Here is a 25413-nt window from a genome sequence, read left to right on the forward strand (position 1 = left end):
ACGGAAGAAGCATGACGGAACACTCAAAACGCGGCTACATCGGCACCCGGCTGCGCAACTATTTCCTGACCGGCCTGATCGTCTGCGCACCGGTGGCGATCACCGTTTGGCTCGTGCGCACGTTTATCGATTGGGCCGATGGGTGGGTGAAGCCGTATCTGCCGAATTTCTATAATCCGGACACCTATTCGCCCGTCGCCATTCCCGGCTTCGGGTTGCTCGTTGCCATTTTCGTGATCACGTTTGTCGGCTTCATGACCGCAAACCTCGTCGGTCGGTCGATCGTCAATCTCGCCGAATCCCTGGTCAATCGCACGCCGCTCGTCCGTACGATCTATAAATCCACGAAACAGATTTTCCAGACGGTGCTGCAGGAGCAGTCGTCCTCCTTCAAGAAGGCCGGGCTGATCGAGTATCCGAGCCCCGGCCTTTGGTCGCTCGTGTTCATCGCGACCGACGTTAAGGGCGAGATCGCATCCAAGTTCGACGATCGTGGCATGGATATGGTGGCGGTCTTCCTGCCGCCGACTCCGATCCCCACCGCCGGGTTTCTGCTGTTTGTTGAGCGCGACAAGATCATACCGCTCGAGATGAGCGCGGAAGATGCAGCCAAGCTGCTGATTTCCGGCGGCTTGGTGACGCCGGACTACAAACCGCTCGCCAACGCGCCGCTGAAAATCAGCCAGCAGAAAACCGCCTGACATCGAGGCACACTTCGGGACGGAAACCGGCTCACGCTTTCTCGCCTCTAGCCGGCGCGCAGGAAGCGGATCGCCTCGTCGCGTCGGTAGAGATAGAGCAGCGTCCGGAGTGCTTCACCGCGTTCCGACGTCAGGTCCGGGTCGCGCTCGATGACATAGGCGGCGTCCTTCCGCGCGATTTCCAACAGGTCGCCATGGGCTTCCAGGCTGGCGATGCGGAAGCCCGGCGTGCCCGACTGGCGCGTGCCGAGCAACTCGCCTTCGCCGCGCAGCTTCAAATCTTCCTCGGCGATCAGGAAGCCGTCCTCGCTGTCGCGCAGGATCGAGAGCCGTGATCGGCCATTTTCGCTGAGCGGTCCCTTGTAGAGCAGGATGCAGGTCGAAGCCTCATCGCCCCGGCCGACGCGGCCACGCAACTGATGAAGCTGGGCAAGGCCGAAGCGTTCCGCATGTTCGATCACCATGATCGTCGCATCAGGCACGTCGACGCCGACTTCCACGACAGTGGTGGCGACCAGCAAGCGGATCTCGCCATTCTTGAAGGCGAGCATGACGGCATCTTTCTCCGCCCCATTCATGCGACCGTGTACGAGCCCGACAGTGTTGCCGAAGCGTTTGGCGAGGCCTTCGTACCTCTCTTCCGCCGACATGACGTCGACTGCTTCCGACTCCTCGACAAGCGGGCAGATCCAATAGGCCTTTTTGCCTTCGCGAAGCGCTGCATCCAGCCGGTCGACGATATCGCCGGTACGCTCCGTCGGGATCGTCACGGTCTGGATTGGCTTGCGCCCGGCAGGCTTCTCGGTCAGCTTCGAGACATCCATGTCGCCAAAGGCCGCGAGCACCAGCGTGCGCGGGATCGGGGTTGCCGTCATGACGAGCATATGCGGCGAGATTCCCTTGGCGGTCAGGCGCAGGCGCTGGTGAACGCCGAAACGATGCTGCTCGTCCACCACCGCCAGCGTCAGCTCCTTGTAGTTCACCGTATCCTGGAAAAGTGCGTGCGTGCCGATCACCATCCGCGTCTCGCCGGATGCGATGCGATCAAGGATGGCATCGCGTTCCTTGCCCTTGGTGCGGCCGGTCAGGACGTCAATCGTGATGCCGGCCGGAGCGGCCATCCTGGCAAGGGTCGCATGGTGTTGCCGGGCGAGGATTTCGGTCGGTGCCATCAGCACGGCCTGGCCGCCGGATTCGACCGCTGCGAGCATCGCCATCAGCGCCACCATCGTCTTGCCGGAGCCGACGTCGCCCTGCAGCAGCCGCAGCATGCGTTCGGTGCCTGCCATATCCTTGAGGATGTCGGCAATAGCCGTGGACTGGCTCGCCGTCAGCGAAAAGGGAAGGGCGTCGATGACCGGCCGGGAGAGCGCGCCGGTGGCGTGAACCGGAATACCTGCGACCTTGCGAAGACGTTGTCGGACCAGTGCCAATGACAGTTGCCCGGCAAGAAATTCGTCATAGGCCAGGCGGCGGCGCGCGGGTGCCTGGGGATCGATATCCATTGCATCCCGGGGATCATGCAGCGCTCGGAAACTCTCGGCCGCACTGGCGAAACCCTGCTTGGTGAGCAGCGCATCGTCCCCCCATTCCGGCATTTCCGGGACCCGGGCGACGGCCGCCTCGATCGACTTGCGCAATGTCCGGGGCGAAAGTCCGGCGGTCAGACCATAGACCGGTTCGACCAGCGGCAGGTTTTCCGCCTCGCTTGCGCGGACCGTGTAGTCCGGATGGACCATCGAAGGCCGGCCGTTGAACCAGTCGACCTTGCCGCTGACGATCACCGTCTCATCCACCGGCAGCGATTTCTCCAGCCAATTGCCTTTGACCCGGAAGTAGGTGAGCGCCAGTTCGCCGGATTCGTCATGCAGGAAGACGCGGTAGGGCAGGTTTGGTTTGCCGCGCGGCGGTGGCTGATGGCGATCGACCCGGCCGGTAATGGTGACGATTACCCCTTGCGGCGCATGGGCAATGCCGGGCTGCTGGCGACGGTCGATCAGCGAATGCGGCGCATGGAAGACAAGATCGACGACACGGCAATCCTCGATCGTTTCGCGGCCGAGCAGCTTGGCATAGAGCTCGCCGATCTTCGGGCCGATGCCGGGAAGCGTGTCGAGCGGTGAGAAGAGCGGGTCGAGCAGGGCGGGACGCATGGTGATGAAATTGCGATGATAAATCGGGCTTTGGCAAGGCTGACAATCACCAATTCAGAGTTTATAGAGCCCATTGACGACAAACCGTAGCCTAGAGCGTCCCGCTTTCAAGTGGTATCACTGAAGGCGACAAGGTGCTCTGGAATCAAAGCGCTGGAGCGTCCCTCGCGTGTTCGTCCGAATGCGCGGCGCTCTCCTGCATGTTTCCTTTCTCCCTAAATCCAATCCGGTTTAGGGGCAAAAACATGCAGCAATCTAAAGTGCTACAGCGACTTTCGTGCGCCTTGGAAGACGCGCGGCGCGGTAGCGGGCGGCAGGAAGGAAATTCCATGACTGGCATCTCACGCACCAGCGCCGATCTCGATCCGCGGCGACGGCGGATCCTGTTCCGCGCCTGGCATCGCGGCATCCGCGAGATGGACCTGATCCTCGGGCAGTTTGCCGAGGCCGAGCTTTCGGCGCTTTCCGAAGTGGATCTCGATGAACTCGAGACAATCATGCGCGAAGAGGACAATGATCTCGTCAGGTGGATCACCGGTGAACAGCCGGTGCCCGCTCACTATCAGACGCCGATGTTCGAGCGCATTGCCGCCTATCGTCCGGATTTCGACAAGCTTCCCGAAGGGATGAAATAGAGCGATGATGCTGGTTGGCCTTGATCCGAAGAAGATTGTCGAAGCACAACGAGAGATCACGATCGGCCCGGTTCCCGCCGGCGCCGAGGCACTGGTTCTCGCGGAGCTCGCGCGGGCGGGCCAGCCGGTCGCCTATATTCTCTCGGATGGTCAACGGATCGCGGATCTTGAGCAGGTTCTCGGCTTCGTGGCGCCGGATATTCCGGTGCTGACACTACCGGGCTGGGACTGCCTTCCCTATGACCGCGTGTCGCCAAGCGCCGACACGTCAGCGCGGCGTCTCGCGGCGCTCAGTGCGCTCATCGCGCACAAGAAGAAACCGCATGCAGCGATCGTGCTGGTGACGGTCAACGCTGCCCTGCAGAAGATCTCGCCGCAGAATGTGATCGAGAGTCTGGCGTTTTCGGCCCGCCCGGGCAACCAGGTGCGCATGGATGACATCGCGATGCGGCTCGAGCGCAATGGTTTCGAGCGGGTCGCGACGGTGCGCGAAGTCGGTGAATATGCCGTGCGTGGCGGCATCCTCGATGTCTTCGTGCCCGGCAGCGGCGAGCCGCTGCGCCTCGACTTCTTCGGCGATACTCTGGAGACCATCCGCTCCTTCGATCCCGCAAGCCAGCGCACGACCGGCCAGGTCCGCTCCCTCGATCTCAACCCGATGAGCGAGGTATCGCTGACGCCGGAGACGATCAGCCATTTCCGCAAGCAGTATCTGTCGCTTTTCGGCGCGACGACCCGCGACGATGCGCTCTACCAGGCCGTATCCGAAGGGCGGCGCTACGCCGGCATGGAGCATTGGCTGCCGCTCTTTTATGACGGGCTGGAGACGGTCTTCGACTATCTCCATGGTTTCCGCATCGTCACGGATCATCTGGCGCGCGAAGCTGCGGCCGAACGCTCGAAGCTCATTCTCGACTATTACGATGCCCGTCTGGCATCGGCCTCTCCCGGCAAGTCGCAGACGACCCAGGGCACGCCCTATAAGCCGGTTCCGCCGGAACTGCTCTATCTGAATTCGCAGGGCTTCAATGCTGCACTGACCTCGCGCGACGCCATTCGTCTGTCGCCGTTCAACGAGCATGAAGGCGAGGCCCGGCAGGTGATATCGGTCGACGCGCGCCAGGGCATGCGCTGGGCCAAGTCGGCCGGCGAGGGCGAGACGGACAGCGAACGCGTCAACGTCTTCGACCAGGCGGTCAAGTACATTGCCGAGCGGCGCTCGAAGGGCGCCAAGGTGGTCATTTCGGGCTGGAGCGAGGGATCGCTGGACCGCCTGTTGCAGGTGCTTGCCGAGCACGGACTCGGCAACATCAAGCCGATCAAGGCGCTGGCCGAGGTCAAGAGCCTGAAGCCGGGCGAGGCGGGATCGACCGTCCTCAGCATCGAGGCCGGTTTCGAGACAGGTGATCTCGTGATCATAGGCGAACAGGATATCCTGGGCGACCGCATGGTACGTCGTTCGAGGCGCCGCAAGCGCGGGGCCGACTTCATCGCCGAAGTCGCGGGCCTCGACGAGGGCAGTTACGTCGTGCATGCCGAACACGGCATTGGCCGGTTTGTCGGCTTGCGCACCATCGAAGCCGTCGGCGCACCGCATGATTGCCTCGAGCTCGTCTATGCCGACAATGCCAAGCTGTTCCTGCCGGTCGAAAACATCGAGCTTCTGTCGCGCTATGGAGCAGAAGGGACCGATGCGATCCTCGACAAGCTTGGTGGCGTTGCCTGGCAGGCACGCAAGGCCAAGCTCAAGAAGCGCCTGCTGGACATGGCAGGCGGTCTCATCCGCATCGCCGCCGAACGCCACACGCGTCGGGCGCCGGTTCTTGCCGCGCAGGATGGCGTCTATGACGAATTCGCCGCGCGCTTCCCCTATGACGAGACCGAGGACCAGCTGAACTCGATCGAGGCGGTGCGCGACGATCTCGGCAGCGGCCGTCCGATGGACCGCCTCGTCTGCGGCGACGTCGGCTTCGGCAAGACGGAAGTTGCACTGCGTGCCGCCTTTATCGCGGCGATGAACGGCGTACAGGTCGCCGTCGTCGTGCCGACGACGCTGCTGGCGCGCCAGCATTTCAAGACCTTCTCCGAGCGTTTCCGCGGTCTGCCGATCCGCATCCAGCAGGCATCCCGCCTCGTTGGATCGAAGGAATTGGCGTTGACCAAGAAGGAGGTGGCGGACGGAAAGACCGACGTCGTCGTCGGCACCCACGCGCTGCTTGGCACGTCGGTCAATTTCGCCAATCTCGGCCTTCTGATCATCGACGAAGAGCAACACTTTGGCGTCAAGCACAAGGAGCGGCTGAAGGAGCTGAAGTCGGATGTCCACGTGCTGACCCTTTCGGCAACGCCGATCCCGCGCACGCTGCAACTGGCGCTAACCGGCGTGCGCGAACTGTCGCTGATCACCACGCCGCCGGTCGACCGCATGGCAGTTCGCACCTTCATTTCTCCCTTCGATGCGCTGGTGATCCGCGAAACGCTGATGCGTGAGCACTATCGCGGCGGCCAGAGCTTCTACGTCTGCCCGCGCCTGAGTGACCTCTCGGAGATCCACGACTTCCTGAAATCCGACGTTCCGGAGCTGAAGGTGGCGGTTGCTCACGGCCAGATGCCGGCAACCGAGCTCGAAGACATCATGAACGCCTTCTACGACGGGCGTTACGACGTGCTGCTGTCGACGACGATCGTCGAATCCGGTCTCGACGTCCCGACGGCCAATACGCTGATCGTGCACCGCGCCGACATGTTCGGACTTGCCCAGCTCTACCAGCTGCGCGGCCGCGTCGGTCGCTCGAAGGTGCGCGCCTTCGCGCTGTTCACCCTGCCGGTCAACAAGACGCTGACGGGAACCGCCGAACGACGGCTGAAGGTGCTGCAGTCGCTCGACACGCTCGGTGCCGGCTTCCAGCTGGCGAGCCACGACCTCGATATCCGCGGCGCCGGCAACCTGCTCGGCGAGGAACAGTCGGGCCATATCAAGGAGGTCGGCTTCGAGCTTTACCAGCAGATGCTGGAAGAGGCGGTCGCCGAGCTCAAGGGTGAAGAAGAAATCCACGATACCGGTTGGTCGCCGCAGATCTCGGTCGGAACCCCGGTCATGATCCCGGAACACTATGTGCCGGATCTGCACCTGAGGCTCGGTCTCTATCGCCGCCTCGGCGAACTGACGGATCTCAAGGAGATCGACGGCTTCGGCGCCGAGATGATTGACCGCTTCGGTCCGCTGCCGATCGAGGTCCAGCACCTCCTCAAGATCGTCTACATCAAGTCGCTCTGCCGTACGGCGAATGTCGAGAAGCTCGATGCCGGGCCGAAGGGTGTCGTCGTGCAGTTCCGCAACAAGGAGTTCCCGAACCCGGCCGCACTCGTCGGTTACATCGCCAAGCAGGGTACGCTTGCGAAGATCCGGCCGGACCACAGCATCTTCTTCCAAAGGGAACTGGCAACGCCGGAGAAGCGTCTTTCGGGCGCTGCGATGGTGATGACGCAGCTCGCCGGGTTGGCGAAATAGCCTATGCCAGGCATCGAGCGCTGCCGCGTGATGCGGCAGCGCCAGCAGCGGATCAGTTCGGCTTGCCGCTTGCCTTCATCTCTGCGATTTCGCGCAGCGCATTCGTCAACACGTCGACGGATTGCGCTCCCATCACGGCATATTGCCCTTCGAGGATGAAGCAGGGGACACCGGTCACGCCCATCTCGCGGGCCATGCCGACCTCTTCCTTGACCGCGTCCTTATCGGCGTCGGAGGTCAGCAGCGCAGCGATGACGGGACGGTCGAGACCGGCCTTCTCGGCGATATCCAGCAGCACGGCGTGATCGCCGACATTGCGGCCCTCCTCGAAGTTCGCCTTGAACAGCATGCCGACGACGGCCGTCTGCGCTGCCTCGCCGTTGGTCGCAGCCCAGCGGACGAGCCGATGCGCGTCGAGCGTGTTCGGGCTGATCTTCACGGCGTCAAAGTCGAAGGCGATGCCCTCGGCGTTTCCGAGTTCGCGCAGCATATCATGGGCGCGATCGACGGCCGCCTGGCCGCCGAGCTTTGCCGCCAGGTGCTGCTTGTGGTCGACGCCTTCCGGCGGCAGGTCGGGATTGAGCTGATAGGGACGCCAGTTGACGGTGACGAGCACGTCCGGGACATTGGCGATCGCCTGATCCAGCCTTGCCTTGCCGAGATAGCACCAGGGGCAGACGACGTCCGAGACGATATCGATGCTGACGGTTTGCATGGTGCGGGTGCCTTTCCTTGTTTTGGTATGTCGGCGAGATAAGCCGATTTTATCCGGCTTTCAATGCGTTACCAAAAGGGAACCAACCCTCTATTGCGCGTTTTGATCCCACCAGGCCGGAAGCTGATAGCCATAAAGCGGCAACACATCGGGACGGCCGATGTGCTTGCGTCGGGCAACCCACTGCGCGTCCAGATGATAGAGCGGAACCAGGTAGGAATTGTTGATCAGCAGCCGGTCGTGGGCGCGCACGGCAGCCGTGAAATCCTCGGTCGTGCGGGCCTGGAGAATGTTGTTGATCATGCGGTCGACATCCTTGTCGGCAACGCCGGCAAAGTTGTCGCTGCCCTGCCGATCCCTGGCCTGGGAGGACCAGCGCCCGGCCTGTTCGATACCGGGTGACAACGTCGACGGGAAGGACTTGATAATCACGTCATAGTCGAAGGACTGGCTGCGCTGCTGGTATTGCGAATCGTCGACAGTGCGCACCGACACCTGGATGCCCAGCGGCGCGAGGAAGCGCTGGTAGGCGAGGGCGATCTTTTCCTGGCCCGCGTTCTGGCTCATGATCTCGAAGGCGAGCGGCGCGCCCTTGGCGTCTACCATCTTGCCGTCCTTGATCTGGAAGCCCGCCTCTCGCATAAGCGAGACGGCGACGCGCAGCACGTTGCGATCACGCCCGGAGGCGTCGGTCACCGGCAGCCGGTAGGTGCCATCGAGGATTGCCGGATTGATGCGATCGCGCGCATCGCCGATGAGGCCGAGTTCGCGGTCGTCTGCCGGTGCGCCGAGGAAACTCAGCGTCGAGTTCTGCCAATAACTCTGGGTGCGCGTGTAGGCACCATCGAAGAGGTTCTTGTTGACCCACTCGAAGTCGAACACCAGCGCCAGACCCTGGCGGAGCTTGAGATTGTCGAACATCGGCTTGCGGGTATTGAACACGATGCCGAGCATGCCCGAGGGCGTTTTCGGTTTGAAGGTCTCCTTGACGACGTCGCCGGAGCGGACCGCCGGGAAATCGTAGCCGCGTGCCCACTTGGTGGCGCTGCCTTCCGGATAGATGTCGATCTCGCCCTTCTTGAACGCCTCGAACAGCGAATTTTCCTGGAGGAAGTATTCGACCGAGATTTCGTCGTAATTATCCTGGCCGACCTTCGACGGCAGGTCCTTCGCCCAGTAGTTCGGGTTTCTCTTGTAGACGATGCGTTCGCCGGGCTTCACTTCAGTGACACGATAGGGGCCGGAGCCGAGCGGCGGTTTCAAGCTCGTCTGGTCGAAGCTTGCAACGTCGATGGCGTGTTTCGGCAGGACCGGCGAGAGGCCGAGCAGCAACGGAAGCTCGCGGTCGGCTTCTTCGGTGAAGGTGAAGCGTACGCTGCGGTCACCGACCTTCTCCATCTTCGCCACCTTGGCCAGGCGGTTGCTGAAGGGGACACGTCCCTTGTCGCGCATCAGTTCGAAGCTGAAGATCACGTCTTCAGCGGTGACCGGCTGCCCATCGGCCCAGCGGGCATTGGGGTTGAGGTTGAACTGGATGAAGGTCCGATCGTCATCCCATTCAACCGATTCGGCGAGCAGGCCGTACATGGTGAAGGCTTCGTCGCGCGAGCGCTGCATCAGCGATTCGTAGACGAGGTTGCCGTATTCCGGGTCCCACATGCCGCGCGCTGTCGTGCGCATGCTTTTCAGAATGAAGGGATTGAGGCTGTCGAAGCTGCCGACGACGCCGTAGGCGATCTTCCCGCCCTTTTTCACGTTCGGATTGACGTAGGGGAAGTTCTTGAAATCGGCCGGCAGCGCCGGCTCGCCGTGCATGGCAATGGCATGCACGGGCGCGGCTGCCGCACCATTGCTGAACGAAGTGGCGGTCATGAGCAAAGCCAGACCGGAAAGAAATGCACGCAAAGTCACCTCCCGTGAAGGGGTATCAACAGGCCGATTCCCTGAACGTTACCAATGGAGACTGATGAATCCAACCGATCAGCCGCCCAAATTCCGCCCAGTAGTAAGTCAAAAAATGACAGGAAACACTGGATAATCGAAGCGAGCCAATGTAACAGGTGTTTCCGGAAACGGGGTCATGCATTTGCCTTATTTGGCCAACAGGACAACGGCGGCTGACGATACTCACCTGCGGAACGAACTGTTCCGTTACCGGATTTCAGGAGACGGAATCACAATGATCTTCAAGTCGAATTTTACCAAACGCTCGGGTATGGCAGCGCTGGCGCTCTCTGTAGCTGCTGCGGGCGTACCGAGTGTTGCATCCGCCCAGCAGGCGGGTGGCAAGCCGCCGCAGGGCTGGTTCAAGATCTGCACCAAGCAGGAAGACAATGACGTCTGCATAGTTCAGAACCTCCTGACCGCCAACAACGGCCAGCTCGTGACTGCTGTCGGCCTCATCACCGTAAGCGGCAAGGTCAACCGTAAGGTCCTGCAGGTTTCCGTACCGTCCGCACGCCTCATCCCGACGGGCGTCCAGATGCAGATCGACGGCGGCAAGCCGGTGAAGCTCGACTACGCAATCTGCATGCCGGACAAGTGCGTCGCCGAAGCGCCGCTGTCCGACCAGCTGATCGCCAGCCTGAAGAAGGGCAACGAGGTGGTCTTCACCTCGGTCAACTTCCAGCGCGCTCCGAACCCGATCAAGATGGCCCTCACGGGCTTCACCGGTATCTTCGACGGCGAGCCGATCGAGCAGTCGCAGCTCGAAGAGCGTCAGCGCCTTCTGCAGGAAGAAATGCAGAAGAAGGCGGAAGACGCCCGCAAGAAGCTCGAAGAAGCCCAGAAGGCTGCCAAGAAGAACTAAGCGATCTCTCGCTATCCCTAAAGAAACGCCCGGACCTAGCGTCCGGGCGTTTTTATTTGTCCGGGGCGAAAAGCCCTAGTGACGGAAAGCCGCCTTGGGCCTGTAGTGGCCGACGCCGTCCTTGTCGAACAGGGCATCGACTTGTGCGTGGCGCATCGGCCGGTCGCTGTCGTCGAACTCCAGGTTCTGCTCGGAAACGTAGGCGACATACTCGCTGTCGTCGTTTTCGGCGAACAGATGGTAGAAGGGTTGATCCTTGCTCGGGCGGATCTCCTGCGGAATGGCGTTCCACCATTCTTCGGTGTTGGCGTATTCCGGATCGACGTCGAAAATGACGCCTCGGAACGGGAAAATCCGATGGCGAACCACCTGTCCGATCTCGAATTTGGCGTTTCTTTGTTTCATGACGCAACACATCCTTTCAGGAGATTATCTGGGTTGGCGAACCCAAAACATCAATAGGGATCTCCCTTCCGCCCCGCGTTGGACAATCGCGCTAGCTTTGCGGATAGACGCGCACAAGTTGCCGTCAACATAATATCACACAATTCGGCAAAGCGTGCCGCCCACCGCAAAGGTGCGGCGTTTCCACGAGCGCGAGCATCAGTCGAAAAAGAAAGGCCGGCGACCTCGAGCGAGGCGCCGGCCCTCTACCTGGAGTGCTTGGCCGGACGCGATGTTGCTGCCGGCCTGCATGGTCTTAGACCGAGTAGTACATGTCGTACTCGACCGGATGCGGCGTCATTTCGAAGCGCATCACTTCCTGCATCTTCAGTTCGATGAAGGAATCGATCTGGTCGTCGTCGAACACGCCGCCGGCGGTCAGGTACTTGCGGTCCTTGTCGAGGCTTTCGAGCGCTTCGCGCAGCGAGCCGCAAACCGTCGGAATCTTCTTCAGTTCCTTCGGCGGCAGGTCGTAGAGGTCCTTGTCCATGGCCTTGCCCGGATGCAGCTTGTTCTTGATGCCGTCGAGGCCGGCCATCAGCATGGCAGCGAAAGCGAGGTAGGGGTTCGCCGTCGGGTCCGGGAAGCGGACTTCAACGCGCTTGGCCTTCGGGTTGGTGCCGAACGGAATGCGGCAGGAAGCCGAGCGGTTGCGTGCCGAATAGGCGAGCAGAACCGGTGCTTCGTAGCCCGGGACGAGACGCTTGTAGGAGTTCGTCGACGGGTTGGTGAAGGCATTCAGCGACTTGGCGTGCTTGATGATGCCGCCGATGAAGTAGAGGCAGGTTTCCGACAGGCCGGCATATTCGTCGCCGGCGAAAGTCGGCTTGCCGTCCTTCCAGATCGACAGGTGCACGTGCATGCCCGAACCGTTGTCGCCGAAGATCGGCTTCGGCATGAAGGTTGCCGTCTTGCCATAGGCATTGGCGACCTGGTGCACGACGTACTTGTAGATCTGCATCTTGTCGGCGTTGCGCACCAGCGCGTCGAACTTGACGCCGAGCTCGTGCTGGGCGGCCGCCACTTCGTGGTGGTGCTTTTCGACCGTTACGCCCATTTCGGACAGAACCGTCAGCATTTCCGAGCGCATGTCCTGGCAGCTGTCGATCGGCGGAACCGGGAAATAGCCACCCTTGACGCGCGGGCGGTGGCCGAGGTTGCCGGTCTCATAGTCGGTGTCGTCGTTCGACGGCAGTTCCGAGGAGTCGAGCTTGAAGCCGGTGTTGTACGGATCGGCCTTGTACTTGACGTCGTCGAAGACGAAGAATTCGGCTTCCGGGCCGACGAAGACGGTGTCGCCGATACCCGATGCCTTGAGGTAGGCTTCCGCCTTCTTGGCCGTGCCGCGCGGGTCGCGGTTATAGGATTCGCCCGAAACCGGATCGAGAATGTCGCAGATGATGACCATCGTCGACTGCGCGAAGAACGGGTCCATATGCGCTGTTTCCGGATCGGGCATCAGCACCATGTCGGACTCGTTGATGGCCTTCCAGCCGCCAATCGAGGAGCCGTCGAACATGACGCCATCGGCGAACATGTCTTCGTCGACGCAGACCACATCCATCGTTACGTGCTGCAGCTTGCCCTTGGGATCGGTAAAGCGCAGGTCGACGAACTTGACGTCGTTGTCCTTGATTTGCTTCAGAATATCGCTTGCAGTCGTCATTTGCCGTTATTCCCTGTGTGAGATGACGAGGTTTGAAAAGAACCGGGCCGGACGGCCCGTGATATCAGATGGCGTCGAGGCCGGTTTCGCCCGTGCGAATTCGGATGACTTCTTCCACATTGGAAACGAAAATCTTTCCGTCACCAATGCGGCCGGTTTGCGCGGCATTGCGGATCGCCTCGATGACGGCCTCCGCGTTTTCGTCCGCCAGCACGACTTCGACCTTAACCTTCGGCAGAAAGTCCACCACGTATTCGGCGCCGCGATACAGCTCCGTGTGACCCTTCTGCCGCCCGAAGCCCTTGGCTTCCGTGACGGTGATGCCCTGCAGGCCGACTTCCTGAAGGGCTTCCTTCACTTCGTCGAGCTTGAAGGGCTTAATGATCGCTTCGATCTTTTTCATGAGAAAATGTCTCTCCGCTTCTCCCTTTAAAGCAGGATCATGCCCGCTCGCCCTGAATATGCACGTTGCATGCCAGTTTTTCTGCGAAAATCTGTCAGAACGACAAAAAATCTACTGCCGCGACGCGGATTGCGGGGTTTCCATGCCATTTCCTGGCTGGGATCTGCCTAATTTTTATGATTATCGATCGAAAGTTGCCCGGCATCGGTCGATGCTTTCGGTCATCAACAGGGTGAAGCACGTTATTTGAGCAACAAATATGTGCAAATGCATAATTATGAGGCAAATGGCGCGCTGGGTGTGAGGCCTTGCGTCATGCCGCCGGGCGTGGATAAGTCTGCGACATGCGCTCCGAACTTCAGCACTTGTTGATCACGCCCTCGGAAATGACGGCGATCGATCAGGCGGCCGCCCAATCCGGCATCGAAAGCTTCACGCTGATGCGCAATGCCGGCCTGGCCGTGACCGCGGCGGCCTTGCGACACTTCCCGGATGCCCTCCGTTTCCTCGTGCTCTGCGGGCCGGGCAACAATGGCGGCGATGGTTATGTCGCGGCATGCGGTCTTGCGGAAAGTGGGGCGGATGTCGCGGTTTTTACACTCGGCAATCCCGCGGCACTTCAAGGCGACGCCGCACGCGCACGGTCGGAATGGAAGGGACCGGTGGCGTCGCTTGACGCAATCGAACTCCGGGCCGGCGATGTCGTCATCGACGCGCTGTTCGGGGCCGGGCTCTCGCGCGATGTCTCGGGGGACGTCGTTCAGCCCATTGAACGGATCAACGCGAGCGGGCTCCCGGTCATCGCGGTCGATCTGCCGAGCGGCATCGATGGGCGGACTGGTGAAGTCCGTGGCGCCGCCTTCGCAGCCCGCCACACGGTAACCTTCATGGCGCCGAAGCCGGGCCACTGGCTTTTGCCCGGTCGATCCCTGTGCGGAACGCTCGACGTGTTCGATATCGGAATCCCGCCGCGCATCGTGCTGGCCGAGGCCGGCCCGCTGCGTCTGAATTCGCCGACGGTCTGGTCCGGCTGGGGTGGAGATCTCGCGCCGTCAACGCACAAGTTCAGGCGTGGTCACCTCGTCGTCTTTTCAGGCGACCGGCAAGCAACGGGGGCCGCGCGCCTGGCGGCCACGGCAGGGCTCGCGGCCGGCGCCGGACTGGTCACGGTGGCAACGGGAAAGGCTGCGCTCGGCATCAATGCGTCGCAATTGACCGCTGTGATGGTCAACGAAGTGGAAGGTAAGCGAGACCTGACGAAATGGCTGCAGGATCGTCGCTTGGGCAGCTTCGTCCTCGGGCCCGGCTTCGGTGTCGGCAAGAAGGCGAGGGACTTTGCGCTTGCTTTGTGCGATCGGTCGCTGGTGCTCGACGCAGACGGGATCACGTCGTTTCAGGCGAACCGCGAGGAACTCTTCGCCGCGCTTGCAAGAGGCGGGGGCCAGATGGTCATGACGCCGCACGAGGGCGAATTCGCCCGCCTCTTTCCCCAAATTGCCGGCGACGGCGCACTCTCCAAGATCGAAAGGGCGCAGAAGGCGGCTCGCGAGAGCCATGCGGTCATCGTCTACAAGGGAGCAGACACGGTGATCGCGGCACCGGACGGTCGGGCCGTGGTCAATAACAATGCGCCAGCATGGCTGGCAACGGCCGGTTCGGGAGACGTTCTCGCCGGCATCACCGGCGCACATCTTGCTCAAGGGATGCCGGCCTTCGAGGCAGCGGCGGCCGCCGTGTGGCGACATGGCGCGGCCGGCAGCCAAGCGGGGCGGGGGCTCACCGCCGAGACATTGATTGGCGTCATACCGCCAATGGCGTGAGGCCGGAAATGCAACGCCTCGAGCAGCCGGACTTCATGGAAGGGACCGCTCGAGGCGCTTTTGCCTGTTTGCCCGGCTCTTAACCGCGCGTGCCCTTGGCAATCGGCTCCTGGTAGGTGAAGCCCAAATCCCAGGGGAAATAGATCCAGGTGTCCTGGCTGACCTCGGTGACGAAGGTATCGACCAGCGGCCGGCCCTTCGGCTTGGCGTAGACGGCGGCGAAATGTGCTTTCGGCAGCATCGCGCGCACTTCGGCAGCGGTCTTGCCGGTATCGGTCAGGTCATCGACGATCAGCACGCCTTCGCCGCCGTCCTTGATGATCTCAGGTGCGATACCCTTCAGCACCTTCATCTGACCCTGCGTGTCATAGTCGTGGTAGGACGCGATGCAGACGGTCTCGATCATGCGGATATTGAGCTCGCGGCAGATGATCGCCGCAGGAACCAGGCCGCCGCGTGTGATGCAGACCATGGCGCGCCATTCCTGGCCGTTGTCGGCGAGGCGCCACGCAAGCGCGCGCGCGTCACGGTGGAACTGGTCCCAGGAGACGGGAAAGGCTTTATCGGGCAGCGACATCAGTGGGCTCCGGCTTGTCTGTACGAGATAAAGACGAAGCGTCCGGCAGATCGGGCAGGCGGGAACGCGTCATCCTGATTTGCCGACATGCAATAACGGCAATAGCGGTCAAAGTGCAAGGCTCTACAGCGCCGCGCGTCCTTTAAGATGCGCTAAGGGTGCTCTGCGGGGTAATCACGCTTTTGCGCGTGCTTCGGTGATTGCCTGGATCATCGCCTGCACATCGGCTTCGGCTGCAGCCAGCGCCTGCGGATCGCGGGCACGCACGACAATATCGGTCGAGAAGTTCTTGCCGTCGAACTTTGGGTAGGAGCCGATGCTCGTCTCCGGATGGTTCTTCTGCACCTCCGTCAGCGGACTGCCGATATCGCCTTCGCCGAATGGCGAGCGCACGGTGCGCGAGAGGAGGGGCGATCCGACCTGAAGGCCGGGCAGCAAGGCGTCGAGCATCGCCTGAAACACCTGCGGCACACCGGCCATGACATGCACATTGCCGATCGCAAAGCCCGGCGCGGTGGAGACGGGGTTCGGGATGTGGCGTGCGCCAAGCGGCATGCGCGCCATGCGCTTGCGCGCGTCGGTGAACTCCATGCCGCGGCGTTCGTACATCGCGCCGAGCAGGGCCATCGCCTCGGGCTCGTAGTCGCACTCGACGCCGAAGGCGCGAGATATGGCATCGGCTGTGATGTCATCATGGGTCGGGCCGATGCCGCCTGACGTGAAGACGTAATCGTAGCGGCTGCGTACGGCGTTGATCGCTTCGACGATGGCGGCTTCGTCATCGGCGACGATCCGCACTTCGCGCAGATCAATCCCCACCATGGTCATCATGTCGGCGAGATGGCCGATGTTCTTGTCCTTGGTGCGACCCGACAGAAGTTCGTCGCCGATAGCGACCATCGCGGCAGTGACGATTTTTGTGCTCATCGGTAATTCCTATTTATATAAGCCAATCATTTAACAGTGATTGTTTATTGTTCGACGGGCGAGAACAGTCTGTTTCCCGGACAGCTCCTGGCAAGCGACCGCATTTTGATAAATCTTCCCGGCAGCGGTGATCAAGTGCGATCGCTTGAATCCAAAGGAGCATTTTATGGCCAAGGTTCTTGTTCTCTATTATTCGGCATACGGACACGTCGAAACGATGGCCTATGCGGTGGCCGAAGGCGCGAAATCGGCCGGCGCCGAAGTGGACGTGAAGCGCGTTCCCGAACTCGTGTCGGAAGAAGTCGCCAAGGCTTCGTACTACAAGCTGGATCAGGCAGCACCGATCGCCACCGTCGAAGAACTCGCGCAGTATGATGCAATCATCTTCGGCGCAGGCACGCGCTACGGCACGGTTGCCTCGCAGATGCGCAACTTCATCGACCAGACGGGCAGCCTGTGGGCCAAGGGCAAGCTGGTCGGCAAGGTCGGCTCGGTCTTCACATCCTCTGCGACGCAGCATGGTGGCCAGGAGTCGACGATCCTCGGCTTCATCCCGACCCTGATGCACCACGGCATGGTCGTCGTCGGTCTTCCCTATGCCTTCCAGGGCCAGATGGGCCTCGACGAGATCAAGGGCGGCTCGCCCTACGGCGCCTCGACGATCACCGGCGGCGACGGTTCGCGCCAGCCCTCCGAGGTTGAACTCGAAGCCGCTCGTTTCCAGGGCGCACATGTCGCCAAGATCGCCGCGAAGCTCGCCGATTGATTGGTTTAAGATATTGGATTTTTTGATCAAGGGCGGCTCCGAGAGGGGCCGCTTTTTTGATTCGCGGCACGCCGTTTCTGAGTGATTCGCGAAGGTGGCAATTCGCACCGCACCTGTGGTAATATCCGCGGCGTTCGGCATGAGCATGCCTTTGACGAGGAGGAAAGAAGGGCCGTGCGGCAACGGCCCGCCGAAGACCGAAGCGTTTTCGGACGATTGGGAGGGAAGTATGGCGCGGATCACTTACACCATCGTTCCTCATGACGGAGGATGGGCCTATAAGGCCGCCGAAGCATATTCGGAACCCTTTCCCAGCCGCGAAATGGCGCTAGCCGCCGCCAAGGCTGCCGCCGCCGAACAACAGGTCGGCGGCGACGACGAAGATATCAGTTTCCAGGATGACGAAGGCCACTGGCACTTCGAGCACACAGACGGCGGCGATCGGCCGGAAGCGACCGTAGAAGACGGCTAGTACGCTTCAAGGCAGCCGGCTCAATCCGAACACAAGCGTGAGTATTGCGTGCACACCATCTCTCCCACGGAGGATATTCGATGCACTATAACGTTCAGATCTTCACCTGGACCCCGCGGCAGGGAGTCCACCAGGTCGGATCGGCAATCGAGGTGGACGCCCCCAATTCGAAGGCGGCAGCGGTCTCCCTTCTCGGCCTCAGGCTGGAAAACCAGGGATGCGCAACGAAGCTCGCCGTCCGGGTATGGCACGACGATGCCTACCGGGCCGAATGCGATTGCTACTACTACAACAGCTGAGCGGTCGCGCTCTCTGAAGCAACCTCTCGCTTCTCAGCGAGCGGCTGCACGTGCGCGGAATAATCATTGAAAGCCGGATGTCTGGTGCGGGCGGCGGGGATCGAACCCGCACAGCCAAGGCCGAGAGATTTTAAGTCTCTTGCGTCTACCAGTTTCGCCACGCCCGCTTTGCCCCCTAGATCAAACACTCAAGGGGAACAGTCAAGTGCATCAGACTGGTGAAAGGTGGATTGCCGCTCAGGCGTTCTGTTGCTTAGGCTTCAGAAAGTAGAAGACGACAGCTGCGACGAGCGCGGCGATGCCGCAGAGGATGAACATTTCGGAATAGGGGCGGCCCGAATTGAACGCGTAGATGGCAGGAGCCACGAACGCCAAGACGACCAACCCCGCCAGACGGGACGAAAGCACGCTGAGAGCGGAGACCTTGCGCAGCAGCCACCCGATCAGCGTGCCGAGCAGGAGCATTGAAATTGTTGCACCGAATATTTGAGCCATTGTCTCTCTCCGCTGACGAAATCGCGATGGTATATCGCGCTGATTCGGGGTGCGGTGAATAGGGGGTACAACCGCGGATTTCGTTGGACGCGCTAGCGCGGATGCGGTCGCGATAGCCTCCGACGCCTCGCTAGCAGCCTTTTGGTGGTGTGGCCGCAGGAGGACAATTACCCCCCGTGCCTAGAGCGGCAAGCGTTCCAGGATCGGTGGCAATCCGCCGAGATCGTCGATCTCGCGAAATCTCGGATGGTTCGCCGGTTTGTCGTGATGCTCGAATGCCCAAGTCAGTGCATGTGGGACGTAAACACCCCAGCTTCCCGCATCGAGGGCTGGAACGATGTCGGATTTCAGAGAGTTGCCGACCATCAGGCTTTTCAGCGGCCCGTCGCCATGGCGCTTGAAGAGACGTTCGTAGGTGCTCGCATTCTTGTCGCTGACGATCTCGACGGCGTCGAAATAATCGCCAAGGCCGGAGGCCGCAAGCTTGCGTTCCTGATCGAACAGGTCGCCTTTGGTGATCATCACCAGACGGAACTGACCGTGAAGTACGTCGAGGGTTTCCTTGACGCGCGGCAACGGTTCGACCGGATGGACAAGCATGTCGCGGCCGGCCGCCAGGATTTCGGCGATCACGGAAGAGGGGACTTTGCCATCCGTCACATCCACCGCGGTTTCGACCATCGAGAGCACGAAACCCTTTATGCCGAAACCGTAGAGACCGAGATTGCGTTTCTCCGCGGCAAGCAGCCGCTCGGAGAGGTGTTCGGTGTCGGTGTGAGGGCTGAGAAGTTCGGCGAAGCGCGCCTCGGTCAGGCGAAAGAACTGTTCGTTCTGCCAAAGCGTATCGTCGGCATCGAAACCAACAGTCGTTATTGCATGGGGCATGATCTTACGGTCCGGCAATCTTGAAGGGCTGGTCGACGCTGGCGGTCTTGCCGCTGTTGACGTCGTTGAAGTGGAAGCGCAGCACGTAGTCGCCGGCGGGCGCGCCGGAAACATCGATGGTCAGCGTCGAATAGATTTCCTGGTTCCTGAGGTAACCGGTGAAGGTGAAGTCGCCGAAGGCCTTCTGGCCGGCGAGCACGTCACCCTTCGGATTGAGGATATCGAAGTCGACGGTGAAATGGCTCTCGAGCTTGCCCTTCTCTGCCGCATCCTTCCAGGAAAGTCCGATCGGCTCGATGTAGGAGATCAGCGACTCTCCCTCCTTGAAGACAGAGCCGTCTCGCGGCTGGTACATCGCATAACCAGTCGGCTGCTTGGAGACGAAGATCGCCTTGCCGATCGCGAAGGGCAGCGTTTGCGAAAAGTCGCTCATCGCCTTGAGAAGCAGGTCTCGCGCCTTTGCCGCATCGCCCGAAGCGGCAAGTTTCTCCGCCTGCGCCGCCGCATCGGTGAGCGGTCCGGCGTGGGCGATAGAGTTTCCGGATAGTGTCGTGGCGGCACTCAGCGTCGCCAGAAGAAGCATATGTTTCACCATGACGTTCCCCCATCGCCGGATGACACCGACTTTCGGCATCTGCCGCATCAAGTCAAGACGATAGGGCTGGCCGGCCAATGGTCAATGCTTCCAGAACACCGGCGTCAGGATCACGAGCACGGTCAGCACTTCCAGACGGCCGAGCAGCATCATCAACGACAGCAGATAGAGCTCGGGATCGCCGAGCGTCGAGAAGTTGCCGGCCGGCCCGATGATGGGGCCAAGCCCGGGACCGACATTCGAAAGGCAGGTGATGACAGCCGATGTCGCCGTGACGAGATCGTAGCCGAGCGCACCCATGGCGAGGCTGCCGAAGACCCAGAGCAGGATATAGGTGATGAAGAACAGGAAGATGGCCCGCTGCGTGTCGGCATCGACGGTGTTGTTGCCATAGCGCACGGCGTAGATCGCATTGGGATAGACGAGCTTGTTGAGCCCCGAGCGGATCGCGTTGAAGAGCACGATGAAGCGATAGGCCTTGATGCCGCCTGCCGTCGATCCGGAACAACCGCCCATGAAGGTCGCGATGAAGGCGGCCATGACGACGAAGGGCCCCCAGAGGCTGTAGTCCTGGCTGGCATAGCCGCTGGTCGAGAGGATCGAGGTGATGTTGAAGAAGGAATGCGCCAGCGCCAGGTGAAATTCGACGCCATTCGCCAGGCGGTGATAGACCGCCACTGCAACCGAAAAGGCAGAGAGATAGCCGAGAAAGACGATGATCTGCGGATCGCGCAGCGCATCGAGGCGGCCGCGCGCCACCAGCACGATCAGGATCGAGAACGGCAGGCTGCAAAGCGCCATGAAGAAGGTCGCCGTCCAGAGCAGTGGAATACTGCCGAAGTAGGCGAAGGATGCATCATGGGTGGAAAAACCGCCGGTCGCGACCGTCGACATCGCGTGGTTGATCGCGTCGAAGCGGTTCATGCCGGTCAGGAAGTAGCCGATGGTGCAGAGGAGCGTGATAACAACGTAGACGATCAGGAACGCGCGGCTGAAGCTGGCAAGGCGTGCAAACGGCTTGTCGCTGGTATCGGAGGATTCCATCTTGAAGAAGGACATGCCGCCGACCCTGAGATAGGGGATGATGAAGAGGCCGAGCACGACGATGCCGATGCCGCCGAGCCAGCAGAGCAGCGAGCGCCAGACGAGCAGTCCGGGCGGCGCGTCGTCGAGCCCGACGATGACAGTGCCTCCGGTCGTGGTGATTGCCGATACGGACTCGAACAGTGCCTGGGCAAAATCGAGGTCGAGCGACGACAGCCAGAGCGGGATCGCGCCAACCACCGAAAACACGGCCCACAGCAGGTTGACGAGGACGAAGCCGAACTTCTTGGAGAAGGGCGGTGGCCCCGTGCGGGTCGCCATGAAGGTCGCAAGCGACAACCCGCCGACCATAAAGGCCGAAGCGGCGAAGATCTGCCAATCGGGATGGCCGTAGTAGAGATCAACCATCGCCGGTACCAGCATCGCGCATGCGAGATAGATGCCGAGGATTGCCGCGATGTGCACAGCATGCCGGATCAGAGTTGCGTTCAAGCGTTCAATTTCCCGGAAAGCGTTGCGGACGTCCCGGCCGAACGGGATGCAGTCGCATTGTTCACGGCAGTCCGATTCGAGTCAAAGCGATGGCTTCGGGCGTTGCAATGTGCAATAGCCACAGCCATCCATCGACCAACTCAACGGAAGACCGCACGCGATGAAGCAGGATGTTGAAGCCGCAACCGAAGCCTTGCGGGAGATCTTCCCGCCGACGCCGCTGCAGCTCAACGAGCACTTGAGCGCGCGCTACGGCGCCAACATCTACCTCAAGCGCGAAGACCTGTCGCCCGTCCGTTCCTACAAGATCCGCGGCGCCTTCAACTTCTTCCGCAAGGCGCTGGGCGCCGACGCATCCGGCAAGACCTTCGTCTGCGCCTCGGCCGGTAACCACGCCCAGGGCTTTGCCTTTGTCTGCCGTCACTTCGGCGTGCCGGGCGTCGTTTTCATGCCGGTGACGACGCCGCAGCAGAAGATCGACAAGACCCGCATGTTTGGCGGTGAGTTCATCACCATCCGCCTGGTCGGCGATATCTTCGACCAGTGCTACAAGGCGGCGCGCGATCATGTCGAAGCGATCGGCGGCGTCATGGTGCCACCTTTCGATCACGCCGACATCATCGAGGGTCAGGCAAGCGTCGCCGCCGAAATCGCCTGGCAACTGCCTGATGGCGTCACGCCCGATCTCGTTGTTCTACCCGTTGGCGGCGGCGGCCTTGCTGCCGGCGTGACGGGATATCTCAAGGACGTGGTTGCAGCGGATCATTTCATCTTTTGCGAACCCGCCGGTGCACCCAGCCTGCGCGAGAGCCTGGAAACCGGCAGCGTCGTGACCCTCGACCAGGTCGACAATTTCGTCGACGGTGCCGCAGTCGGACGGATCGGCGATCTCAATTTTGCAGCGCTCCGTCGCTTTTCCGCCGATCAGGTGATGCTTCTAGCGGAGAATGCAATCTGCCTGACGATCGTCGACATGCTGAATGTCGAAGGTGTGGTGCTGGAGCCGGCAGGGGCGCTTTCGGTTGCAGCCCTGGACGTACTCGGCCCCGAGAAACTGGCGGGCAAGACGGTGGTTGCCGTCGTTTCCGGTGGCAATTTCGATTTCGATCGTCTGCCCGACGTCAAAGAGCGGGCGATGCGCCATGCCGGGCTCAAGAAGTACTTCATTCTGCGCATGGCGCAACGGCCCGGCGCGCTTCGCGACTTCCTCAATCTGCTCGGCGACGAGGACGACATCTCGCGCTTCGAATACCTGAAGAAATCGGCGCGCAACTTCGGCTCCATTCTGATCGGCATCGAGACCAAACACGCCGAGAACTTCCCGGTCTTGAAGGCTCGCTTCGACGCCGCGGGGCTTCGCTACCAGGACATCACCGAGAACGAAATCCTCTCCAATCTCATCATTTAAACGGATCAGGGCGCTGCGGTTGATTATCGGTACTTAGGCTTTGACAGTGTCGGCCGCGGCGTCTAAGTCTTGGGCATGGCATCGTTTTTCTCGAAATTGTTCGGCCGTTCGGGCTCTTCTGAAAACCAGACGCAGGCTGCGCCTGGAAAGACCGAGGCCTATGCCGAATGCACCATCCGCGCGACGCCCATGCGTGAAGGCTCGCAGTTTCGTCTGGCTGGAAGCATCGAGAAGGCCTCGGCGGATGGCGGCACCAAGACCCGCAGCTTCATCCGCGCCGATCTCTTCACCTCGGAGCAGGACGCGATCGATGCCGCTCTGCGCAAGGGACGCCAGATCATCGACCAGACCGGCCCGTCGCTGTTTTCCGACGACGCCCAGTCGCGTCAGGTTTGATCAGACGCCGCCTGCAACGTAGCTAAATTGTCTCAGATGGTTAGCGGGCATTCTTAATGTCTCGTGCTAATTTTCATCGGTCTGCGTACGGATCACCGGACCAGCTAAATCTGCATCGTCCGCTCAAAATGATAGGCCGCCACAAGCAGGGCGGCCCGACCCTGGTTCGCCTGAAGCTCAGAGCTTGATCCGGAAGCGGGCAAAGCCTTCGGCGGAGTCACCGGCATCTTCGATCGTCACGCCCTTCACCTGTGCCAGGAACTGCCGGGCCTTCGGGCCGCTGTCGAAGGTCACGGTCGTATTGGCGAGTGGCACGAAGGTCCAGTTGGCGTCGGCAGATGGGTTGATCGTGCCCTGATCGATGATGTAGCGCACCACGACGTCGCGGTTGGTGTCGGGGGCTACGAACACCACTTTGTCGGCGGCGATGTCGGGGAAATTGCCGCCGCCGCCGGCCCGGTAGTTGTTGGTCGCAACCACGAATTTCTGCGCTGCGTCAATCGGTTGCCCGTTGAACTGCAGGTTCTTGATACGGTTCGACGACGCATTGATCGTGTTGCCGTCCTTGTCGAACTTCGGCGGCACGGAAAGGTCGATCTGATAGGTGACGCCGTCGATGACGTCGAAATTATAGGACGGGAAACCGCCGTTGATCAGCGGCGCGTCCGAGGCGCCAGGTTTGACTTCGTTGAAGATGCCGGCAGACATTTCCAGCCAGTTGCGCACCTGGTCGCCGGTTATGACGACGGCCTGCACCGTATTCGGATAGAGATAGAGGTCGGCGACGTTCTTGATCGCGACGTCGCCGGCGGGGACGTCGGTGTAGTAGTCCGCGCCGCCACGGCCGCCGGCCTTGAAGGGGGCCGCTGCCGACAGCACCGGCAGGTCGCGGTACTCGGTCTCCTTCAACATGTCCTTGATGTACCAGGTCTGCGCCTGGCTGACGATCTGCACGGACGGGTCGTCGGCGACCAGGGCGAAGTAGGAATAGAGCGGCGCACTGGTCTTGCCGACAGGCGTGCGCACATAGGTGAGGGTAGCCTCGTGGTCCTTTTTCGCAGCGGCCAGGACTTCCGGCTTGTCGGCGACCTCGGCGATCACCTTCTTCTCTTCGCGACGGTAGATCGGCCGCGCCTCGCTCGTTGAACTGACGACACGCCAGGCGCCACCCTCTCGTTCGATCAGCAGGTCGATCAGGCCGAGATGCGAGCCCCAGAAGCCACCCATGACGCCGGGCTTGCCGGAGATCAGGCCCTTCGCGTTGTCGACCCCCGCGATGCCGTCGAACTTCGGTCCGGGGAAATCCAGGTGGCTGTGGCCGGTGACGATCGCATCGATGCCTGCGATGGCGGCAAGGGGAACGGACGCGTTTTCGAGGTTCTCCGCATAGGTCTGCTGGCCGATGCCGGAATGGGAGAGGGCGATGACGATGTCGGCGCCTTCCTCGCGCATCTGTGGCACCCAGGCTTCGGCGGCCTTGACGATGTCGCGGGCCTTGGCCTTGCCTTCGAGGTTCTTGGCATCCCAGGTCATGATCTGTGGTGGAACGAAGCCGATGAGGCCGATGCGGACCTGATGTTCCGTGCCGGAGCCGTCTTTCACTTTGCGGTCGAGAATGACGTAGGGCTTGAGAAACAGCTCATCCTGACTCGCATTGGCGGCAAGCGTACCCTTCGTCAGGTTGGCGCAGACGAGCGGGAAGTTCGCGCCGTCCAGGACCTTGAACATGAAGTCCAGGCCATAGTTGAATTCGTGGTTGCCAAGCGTGCCGCAATCATAGCCGAGCACGTTCATGGCGGCGATGACAGGGTGGATATCGCCGTCCTTCATGCCGCGCTGATAGGCAATGTAGTCGCCCATCGGGTTGCCCTGGAGGAAGTCGCCATTGTCGACCAGGATGGAGTTTGTCGCTTCGGCGCGGATGGCGTCGATGATCGAGGCGGTGCGCGCAAGGCCGACCGTATCGTTGGGCTTGTCGCCGTAATAGTCGTAGGGAAAGACGTGAACGTGCAGGTCCGTCGTTTCCATGATTCTGAGATGCGCCTGGTTGCCCGCGGCGCGGGCAGAGAAGGGGTGCAGCATGACAAGCGCCGAAGAAGCCGCGGCCCCCGCGAGAAGCGAACGGCGCGTAAGGTGGAGCGGGGATGTCATCGATGGCATGCGGTCCTCCATTTATCAAGGATCCCGGTTTTTCCGAGAC

The 25413-nt window shown here is 61.3% G+C and carries 23 protein-coding genes and 1 tRNA gene; 10 read left to right on the plus strand and 14 right to left on the minus strand.

From position 1 onward, the window contains the following. The first annotated feature begins 11 nt into the window (after positions 1 to 11). Positions 12 to 701 carry a DUF502 domain-containing protein gene (locus AC3WWH_RS08325; protein ID WP_058322465.1) on the plus strand — a complete coding sequence of 230 codons (690 nt, stop codon included), beginning with the start codon at positions 12 to 14 and terminating at the stop codon, positions 699 to 701. A 47-nt stretch (positions 702 to 748) separates the two neighbouring features. Here the strand turns inward: AC3WWH_RS08325 and recG are convergent, their stop codons facing one another. After that, positions 749 to 2854 (minus strand): ATP-dependent DNA helicase RecG, encoded by a 2106-nt coding sequence (gene recG, locus AC3WWH_RS08330; protein ID WP_058322466.1) that lies wholly within the window; start codon positions 2852 to 2854, stop codon positions 749 to 751. A 329-nt stretch (positions 2855 to 3183) separates the two neighbouring features. Between recG and AC3WWH_RS08335 the strand changes: the two genes are divergently transcribed. Both AC3WWH_RS08335 and mfd read left to right on the plus strand, forming a co-directional pair. After that, a complete protein-coding gene (locus AC3WWH_RS08335) occupies positions 3184 to 3489 on the plus strand; it encodes an FAD assembly factor SdhE (protein ID WP_058322467.1) in 306 nt (101 codons plus the stop codon). Positions 3490 to 3496: 7 nt separating this feature from the next. Continuing rightward, positions 3497 to 7000 (plus strand): transcription-repair coupling factor, encoded by a 3504-nt coding sequence (gene mfd, locus AC3WWH_RS08340; protein WP_058322499.1) that lies wholly within the window; start codon positions 3497 to 3499, stop codon positions 6998 to 7000. A 52-nt stretch (positions 7001 to 7052) separates the two neighbouring features. On the opposite strand, the gene AC3WWH_RS08345 is transcribed toward mfd, so the two are convergent. Beyond that, positions 7053 to 7715 carry a DsbA family oxidoreductase gene (locus AC3WWH_RS08345; protein ID WP_058322468.1) on the minus strand — a complete coding sequence of 221 codons (663 nt, stop codon included), beginning with the start codon at positions 7713 to 7715 and terminating at the stop codon, positions 7053 to 7055. A gap of 90 nt (positions 7716 to 7805) precedes the next feature. Further along, positions 7806 to 9587 carry an extracellular solute-binding protein gene (locus AC3WWH_RS08350; RefSeq protein WP_058322500.1) on the minus strand — a complete coding sequence of 594 codons (1782 nt, stop codon included), beginning with the start codon at positions 9585 to 9587 and terminating at the stop codon, positions 7806 to 7808. A gap of 307 nt (positions 9588 to 9894) precedes the next feature. On the opposite strand from AC3WWH_RS08350, the gene AC3WWH_RS08355 reads away from it, so the two are divergent. Beyond that, entirely contained in the window at positions 9895 to 10524 is a 630-nt protein-coding gene (locus AC3WWH_RS08355) for an invasion associated locus B family protein (RefSeq protein WP_058322469.1), read from the plus strand. A 75-nt stretch (positions 10525 to 10599) separates the two neighbouring features. On the opposite strand, the gene hspQ is transcribed toward AC3WWH_RS08355, so the two are convergent. The 3 genes from hspQ to AC3WWH_RS08370 form a co-directional block, all read right to left on the minus strand. Further along, the gene (gene hspQ, locus AC3WWH_RS08360; protein WP_057255944.1) at positions 10600 to 10929 is read right to left on the minus strand and encodes a heat shock protein HspQ; all 330 of its coding nucleotides are present in this window, start codon (positions 10927 to 10929) and stop codon (positions 10600 to 10602) included. Positions 10930 to 11224: 295 nt separating this feature from the next. Then, the gene (gene glnA / locus AC3WWH_RS08365) at positions 11225 to 12634 is read right to left on the minus strand and encodes a type I glutamate--ammonia ligase (RefSeq protein ID WP_057255946.1); all 1410 of its coding nucleotides are present in this window, start codon (positions 12632 to 12634) and stop codon (positions 11225 to 11227) included. 64 nt (positions 12635 to 12698) lie between these two features. Next, positions 12699 to 13037: a P-II family nitrogen regulator gene (locus AC3WWH_RS08370; RefSeq protein ID WP_003528058.1), complete on the minus strand. Its 339-nt coding sequence runs from the start codon at positions 13035 to 13037 to the stop codon at positions 12699 to 12701. Between the two features lie 344 nt (positions 13038 to 13381). Between AC3WWH_RS08370 and AC3WWH_RS08375 the strand changes: the two genes are divergently transcribed. After that, the gene (locus tag AC3WWH_RS08375) at positions 13382 to 14857 is read left to right on the plus strand and encodes a bifunctional ADP-dependent NAD(P)H-hydrate dehydratase/NAD(P)H-hydrate epimerase (protein ID WP_058322470.1); all 1476 of its coding nucleotides are present in this window, start codon (positions 13382 to 13384) and stop codon (positions 14855 to 14857) included. 79 nt (positions 14858 to 14936) lie between these two features. Here the strand turns inward: AC3WWH_RS08375 and gpt are convergent, their stop codons facing one another. Beyond that, positions 14937 to 15434, minus strand: coding sequence for a xanthine phosphoribosyltransferase (gene gpt / locus AC3WWH_RS08380; RefSeq protein WP_058322471.1), 498 nt, complete (start codon positions 15432 to 15434; stop codon positions 14937 to 14939). A 174-nt stretch (positions 15435 to 15608) separates the two neighbouring features. Next, a complete protein-coding gene (locus AC3WWH_RS08385) occupies positions 15609 to 16361 on the minus strand; it encodes a competence/damage-inducible protein A (RefSeq protein ID WP_058322472.1) in 753 nt (250 codons plus the stop codon). Positions 16362 to 16527: 166 nt separating this feature from the next. Here AC3WWH_RS08385 and wrbA point away from each other — a divergent pair, with 166 nt between their 5' ends. From wrbA to AC3WWH_RS08400, 3 genes are all read left to right on the plus strand, one after another. Further along, a complete protein-coding gene (gene wrbA, locus AC3WWH_RS08390; RefSeq protein ID WP_057255954.1) occupies positions 16528 to 17127 on the plus strand; it encodes an NAD(P)H:quinone oxidoreductase in 600 nt (199 codons plus the stop codon). A 229-nt stretch (positions 17128 to 17356) separates the two neighbouring features. Next, the gene (locus tag AC3WWH_RS08395; protein ID WP_057255956.1) at positions 17357 to 17599 is read left to right on the plus strand and encodes a DUF2188 domain-containing protein; all 243 of its coding nucleotides are present in this window, start codon (positions 17357 to 17359) and stop codon (positions 17597 to 17599) included. Positions 17600 to 17679: 80 nt separating this feature from the next. Continuing rightward, positions 17680 to 17898, plus strand: coding sequence for a hypothetical protein (locus AC3WWH_RS08400; protein ID WP_057255959.1), 219 nt, complete (start codon positions 17680 to 17682; stop codon positions 17896 to 17898). Positions 17899 to 17980: 82 nt separating this feature from the next. Here the strand turns inward: AC3WWH_RS08400 and AC3WWH_RS08405 are convergent. From AC3WWH_RS08405 to AC3WWH_RS08425, 5 genes are all read right to left on the minus strand, one after another. Next, positions 17981 to 18065 (minus strand) — tRNA-Leu (locus AC3WWH_RS08405). A gap of 70 nt (positions 18066 to 18135) precedes the next feature. After that, positions 18136 to 18393: a hypothetical protein gene (locus AC3WWH_RS08410; RefSeq protein ID WP_058322473.1), complete on the minus strand. Its 258-nt coding sequence runs from the start codon at positions 18391 to 18393 to the stop codon at positions 18136 to 18138. A 180-nt stretch (positions 18394 to 18573) separates the two neighbouring features. Further along, entirely contained in the window at positions 18574 to 19278 is a 705-nt protein-coding gene (locus AC3WWH_RS08415) for an HAD family hydrolase (RefSeq protein ID WP_058322501.1), read from the minus strand. 4 nt (positions 19279 to 19282) lie between these two features. Further along, complete coding sequence (locus AC3WWH_RS08420) at positions 19283 to 19873, minus strand: hypothetical protein (RefSeq protein ID WP_058322502.1); 591 nt, start codon at positions 19871 to 19873, stop codon at positions 19283 to 19285. An 81-nt stretch (positions 19874 to 19954) separates the two neighbouring features. Continuing rightward, positions 19955 to 21409 (minus strand): TrkH family potassium uptake protein, encoded by a 1455-nt coding sequence (locus AC3WWH_RS08425; RefSeq protein ID WP_058322474.1) that lies wholly within the window; start codon positions 21407 to 21409, stop codon positions 19955 to 19957. Between the two features lie 160 nt (positions 21410 to 21569). Between AC3WWH_RS08425 and ilvA the strand changes: the two genes are divergently transcribed. Then, positions 21570 to 22817 (plus strand): threonine ammonia-lyase, encoded by a 1248-nt coding sequence (gene ilvA, locus AC3WWH_RS08430; protein ID WP_058322475.1) that lies wholly within the window; start codon positions 21570 to 21572, stop codon positions 22815 to 22817. A gap of 75 nt (positions 22818 to 22892) precedes the next feature. Then, positions 22893 to 23213: an HlyU family transcriptional regulator gene (locus tag AC3WWH_RS08435; protein WP_058322476.1), complete on the plus strand. Its 321-nt coding sequence runs from the start codon at positions 22893 to 22895 to the stop codon at positions 23211 to 23213. A gap of 177 nt (positions 23214 to 23390) precedes the next feature. Here AC3WWH_RS08435 and AC3WWH_RS08440 read toward each other — a convergent pair whose 3' ends face one another. Then, positions 23391 to 25364, minus strand: a complete 1974-nt coding sequence (locus AC3WWH_RS08440) for a bifunctional 2',3'-cyclic-nucleotide 2'-phosphodiesterase/3'-nucleotidase (RefSeq protein ID WP_058322503.1) — start codon at positions 25362 to 25364, stop codon at positions 23391 to 23393. Positions 25365 to 25413 lie beyond the last annotated feature (49 nt).

Source organism: Ensifer sp. EB106-03-01-XG145, from assembly GCF_058792075.1.

Coding starts and splice junctions, on each gene's coding strand:
- AC3WWH_RS08415 (WP_058322501.1), bottom strand. CDS start 19,278: ATGCCCCATGCAATAACGACTGTTGGTTTCGATGCCGACGATACGCTT.
- AC3WWH_RS08375 (WP_058322470.1), top strand. CDS start 13,382: ATGCGCTCCGAACTTCAGCACTTGTTGATCACGCCCTCGGAAATGACG.
- glnA (WP_057255946.1), bottom strand. CDS start 12,634: ATGACGACTGCAAGCGATATTCTGAAGCAAATCAAGGACAACGACGTC.
- AC3WWH_RS08420 (WP_058322502.1), bottom strand. CDS start 19,873: ATGGTGAAACATATGCTTCTTCTGGCGACGCTGAGTGCCGCCACGACA.
- AC3WWH_RS08355 (WP_058322469.1), top strand. CDS start 9,895: ATGATCTTCAAGTCGAATTTTACCAAACGCTCGGGTATGGCAGCGCTG.
- AC3WWH_RS08435 (WP_058322476.1), top strand. CDS start 22,893: ATGGCATCGTTTTTCTCGAAATTGTTCGGCCGTTCGGGCTCTTCTGAA.
- AC3WWH_RS08350 (WP_058322500.1), bottom strand. CDS start 9,587: ATGACCGCCACTTCGTTCAGCAATGGTGCGGCAGCCGCGCCCGTGCAT.
- mfd (WP_058322499.1), top strand. CDS start 3,497: ATGCTGGTTGGCCTTGATCCGAAGAAGATTGTCGAAGCACAACGAGAG.
- recG (WP_058322466.1), bottom strand. CDS start 2,854: ATGCGTCCCGCCCTGCTCGACCCGCTCTTCTCACCGCTCGACACGCTT.
- AC3WWH_RS08335 (WP_058322467.1), top strand. CDS start 3,184: ATGACTGGCATCTCACGCACCAGCGCCGATCTCGATCCGCGGCGACGG.
- AC3WWH_RS08395 (WP_057255956.1), top strand. CDS start 17,357: ATGGCGCGGATCACTTACACCATCGTTCCTCATGACGGAGGATGGGCC.
- AC3WWH_RS08385 (WP_058322472.1), bottom strand. CDS start 16,361: ATGAGCACAAAAATCGTCACTGCCGCGATGGTCGCTATCGGCGACGAA.
- wrbA (WP_057255954.1), top strand. CDS start 16,528: ATGGCCAAGGTTCTTGTTCTCTATTATTCGGCATACGGACACGTCGAA.
- hspQ (WP_057255944.1), bottom strand. CDS start 10,929: ATGAAACAAAGAAACGCCAAATTCGAGATCGGACAGGTGGTTCGCCAT.
- AC3WWH_RS08440 (WP_058322503.1), bottom strand. CDS start 25,364: ATGACATCCCCGCTCCACCTTACGCGCCGTTCGCTTCTCGCGGGGGCC.
- AC3WWH_RS08325 (WP_058322465.1), top strand. CDS start 12: ATGACGGAACACTCAAAACGCGGCTACATCGGCACCCGGCTGCGCAAC.
- AC3WWH_RS08370 (WP_003528058.1), bottom strand. CDS start 13,037: ATGAAAAAGATCGAAGCGATCATTAAGCCCTTCAAGCTCGACGAAGTG.
- AC3WWH_RS08345 (WP_058322468.1), bottom strand. CDS start 7,715: ATGCAAACCGTCAGCATCGATATCGTCTCGGACGTCGTCTGCCCCTGG.
- AC3WWH_RS08400 (WP_057255959.1), top strand. CDS start 17,680: ATGCACTATAACGTTCAGATCTTCACCTGGACCCCGCGGCAGGGAGTC.
- AC3WWH_RS08410 (WP_058322473.1), bottom strand. CDS start 18,393: ATGGCTCAAATATTCGGTGCAACAATTTCAATGCTCCTGCTCGGCACG.
- gpt (WP_058322471.1), bottom strand. CDS start 15,434: ATGTCGCTGCCCGATAAAGCCTTTCCCGTCTCCTGGGACCAGTTCCAC.
- ilvA (WP_058322475.1), top strand. CDS start 21,570: ATGAAGCAGGATGTTGAAGCCGCAACCGAAGCCTTGCGGGAGATCTTC.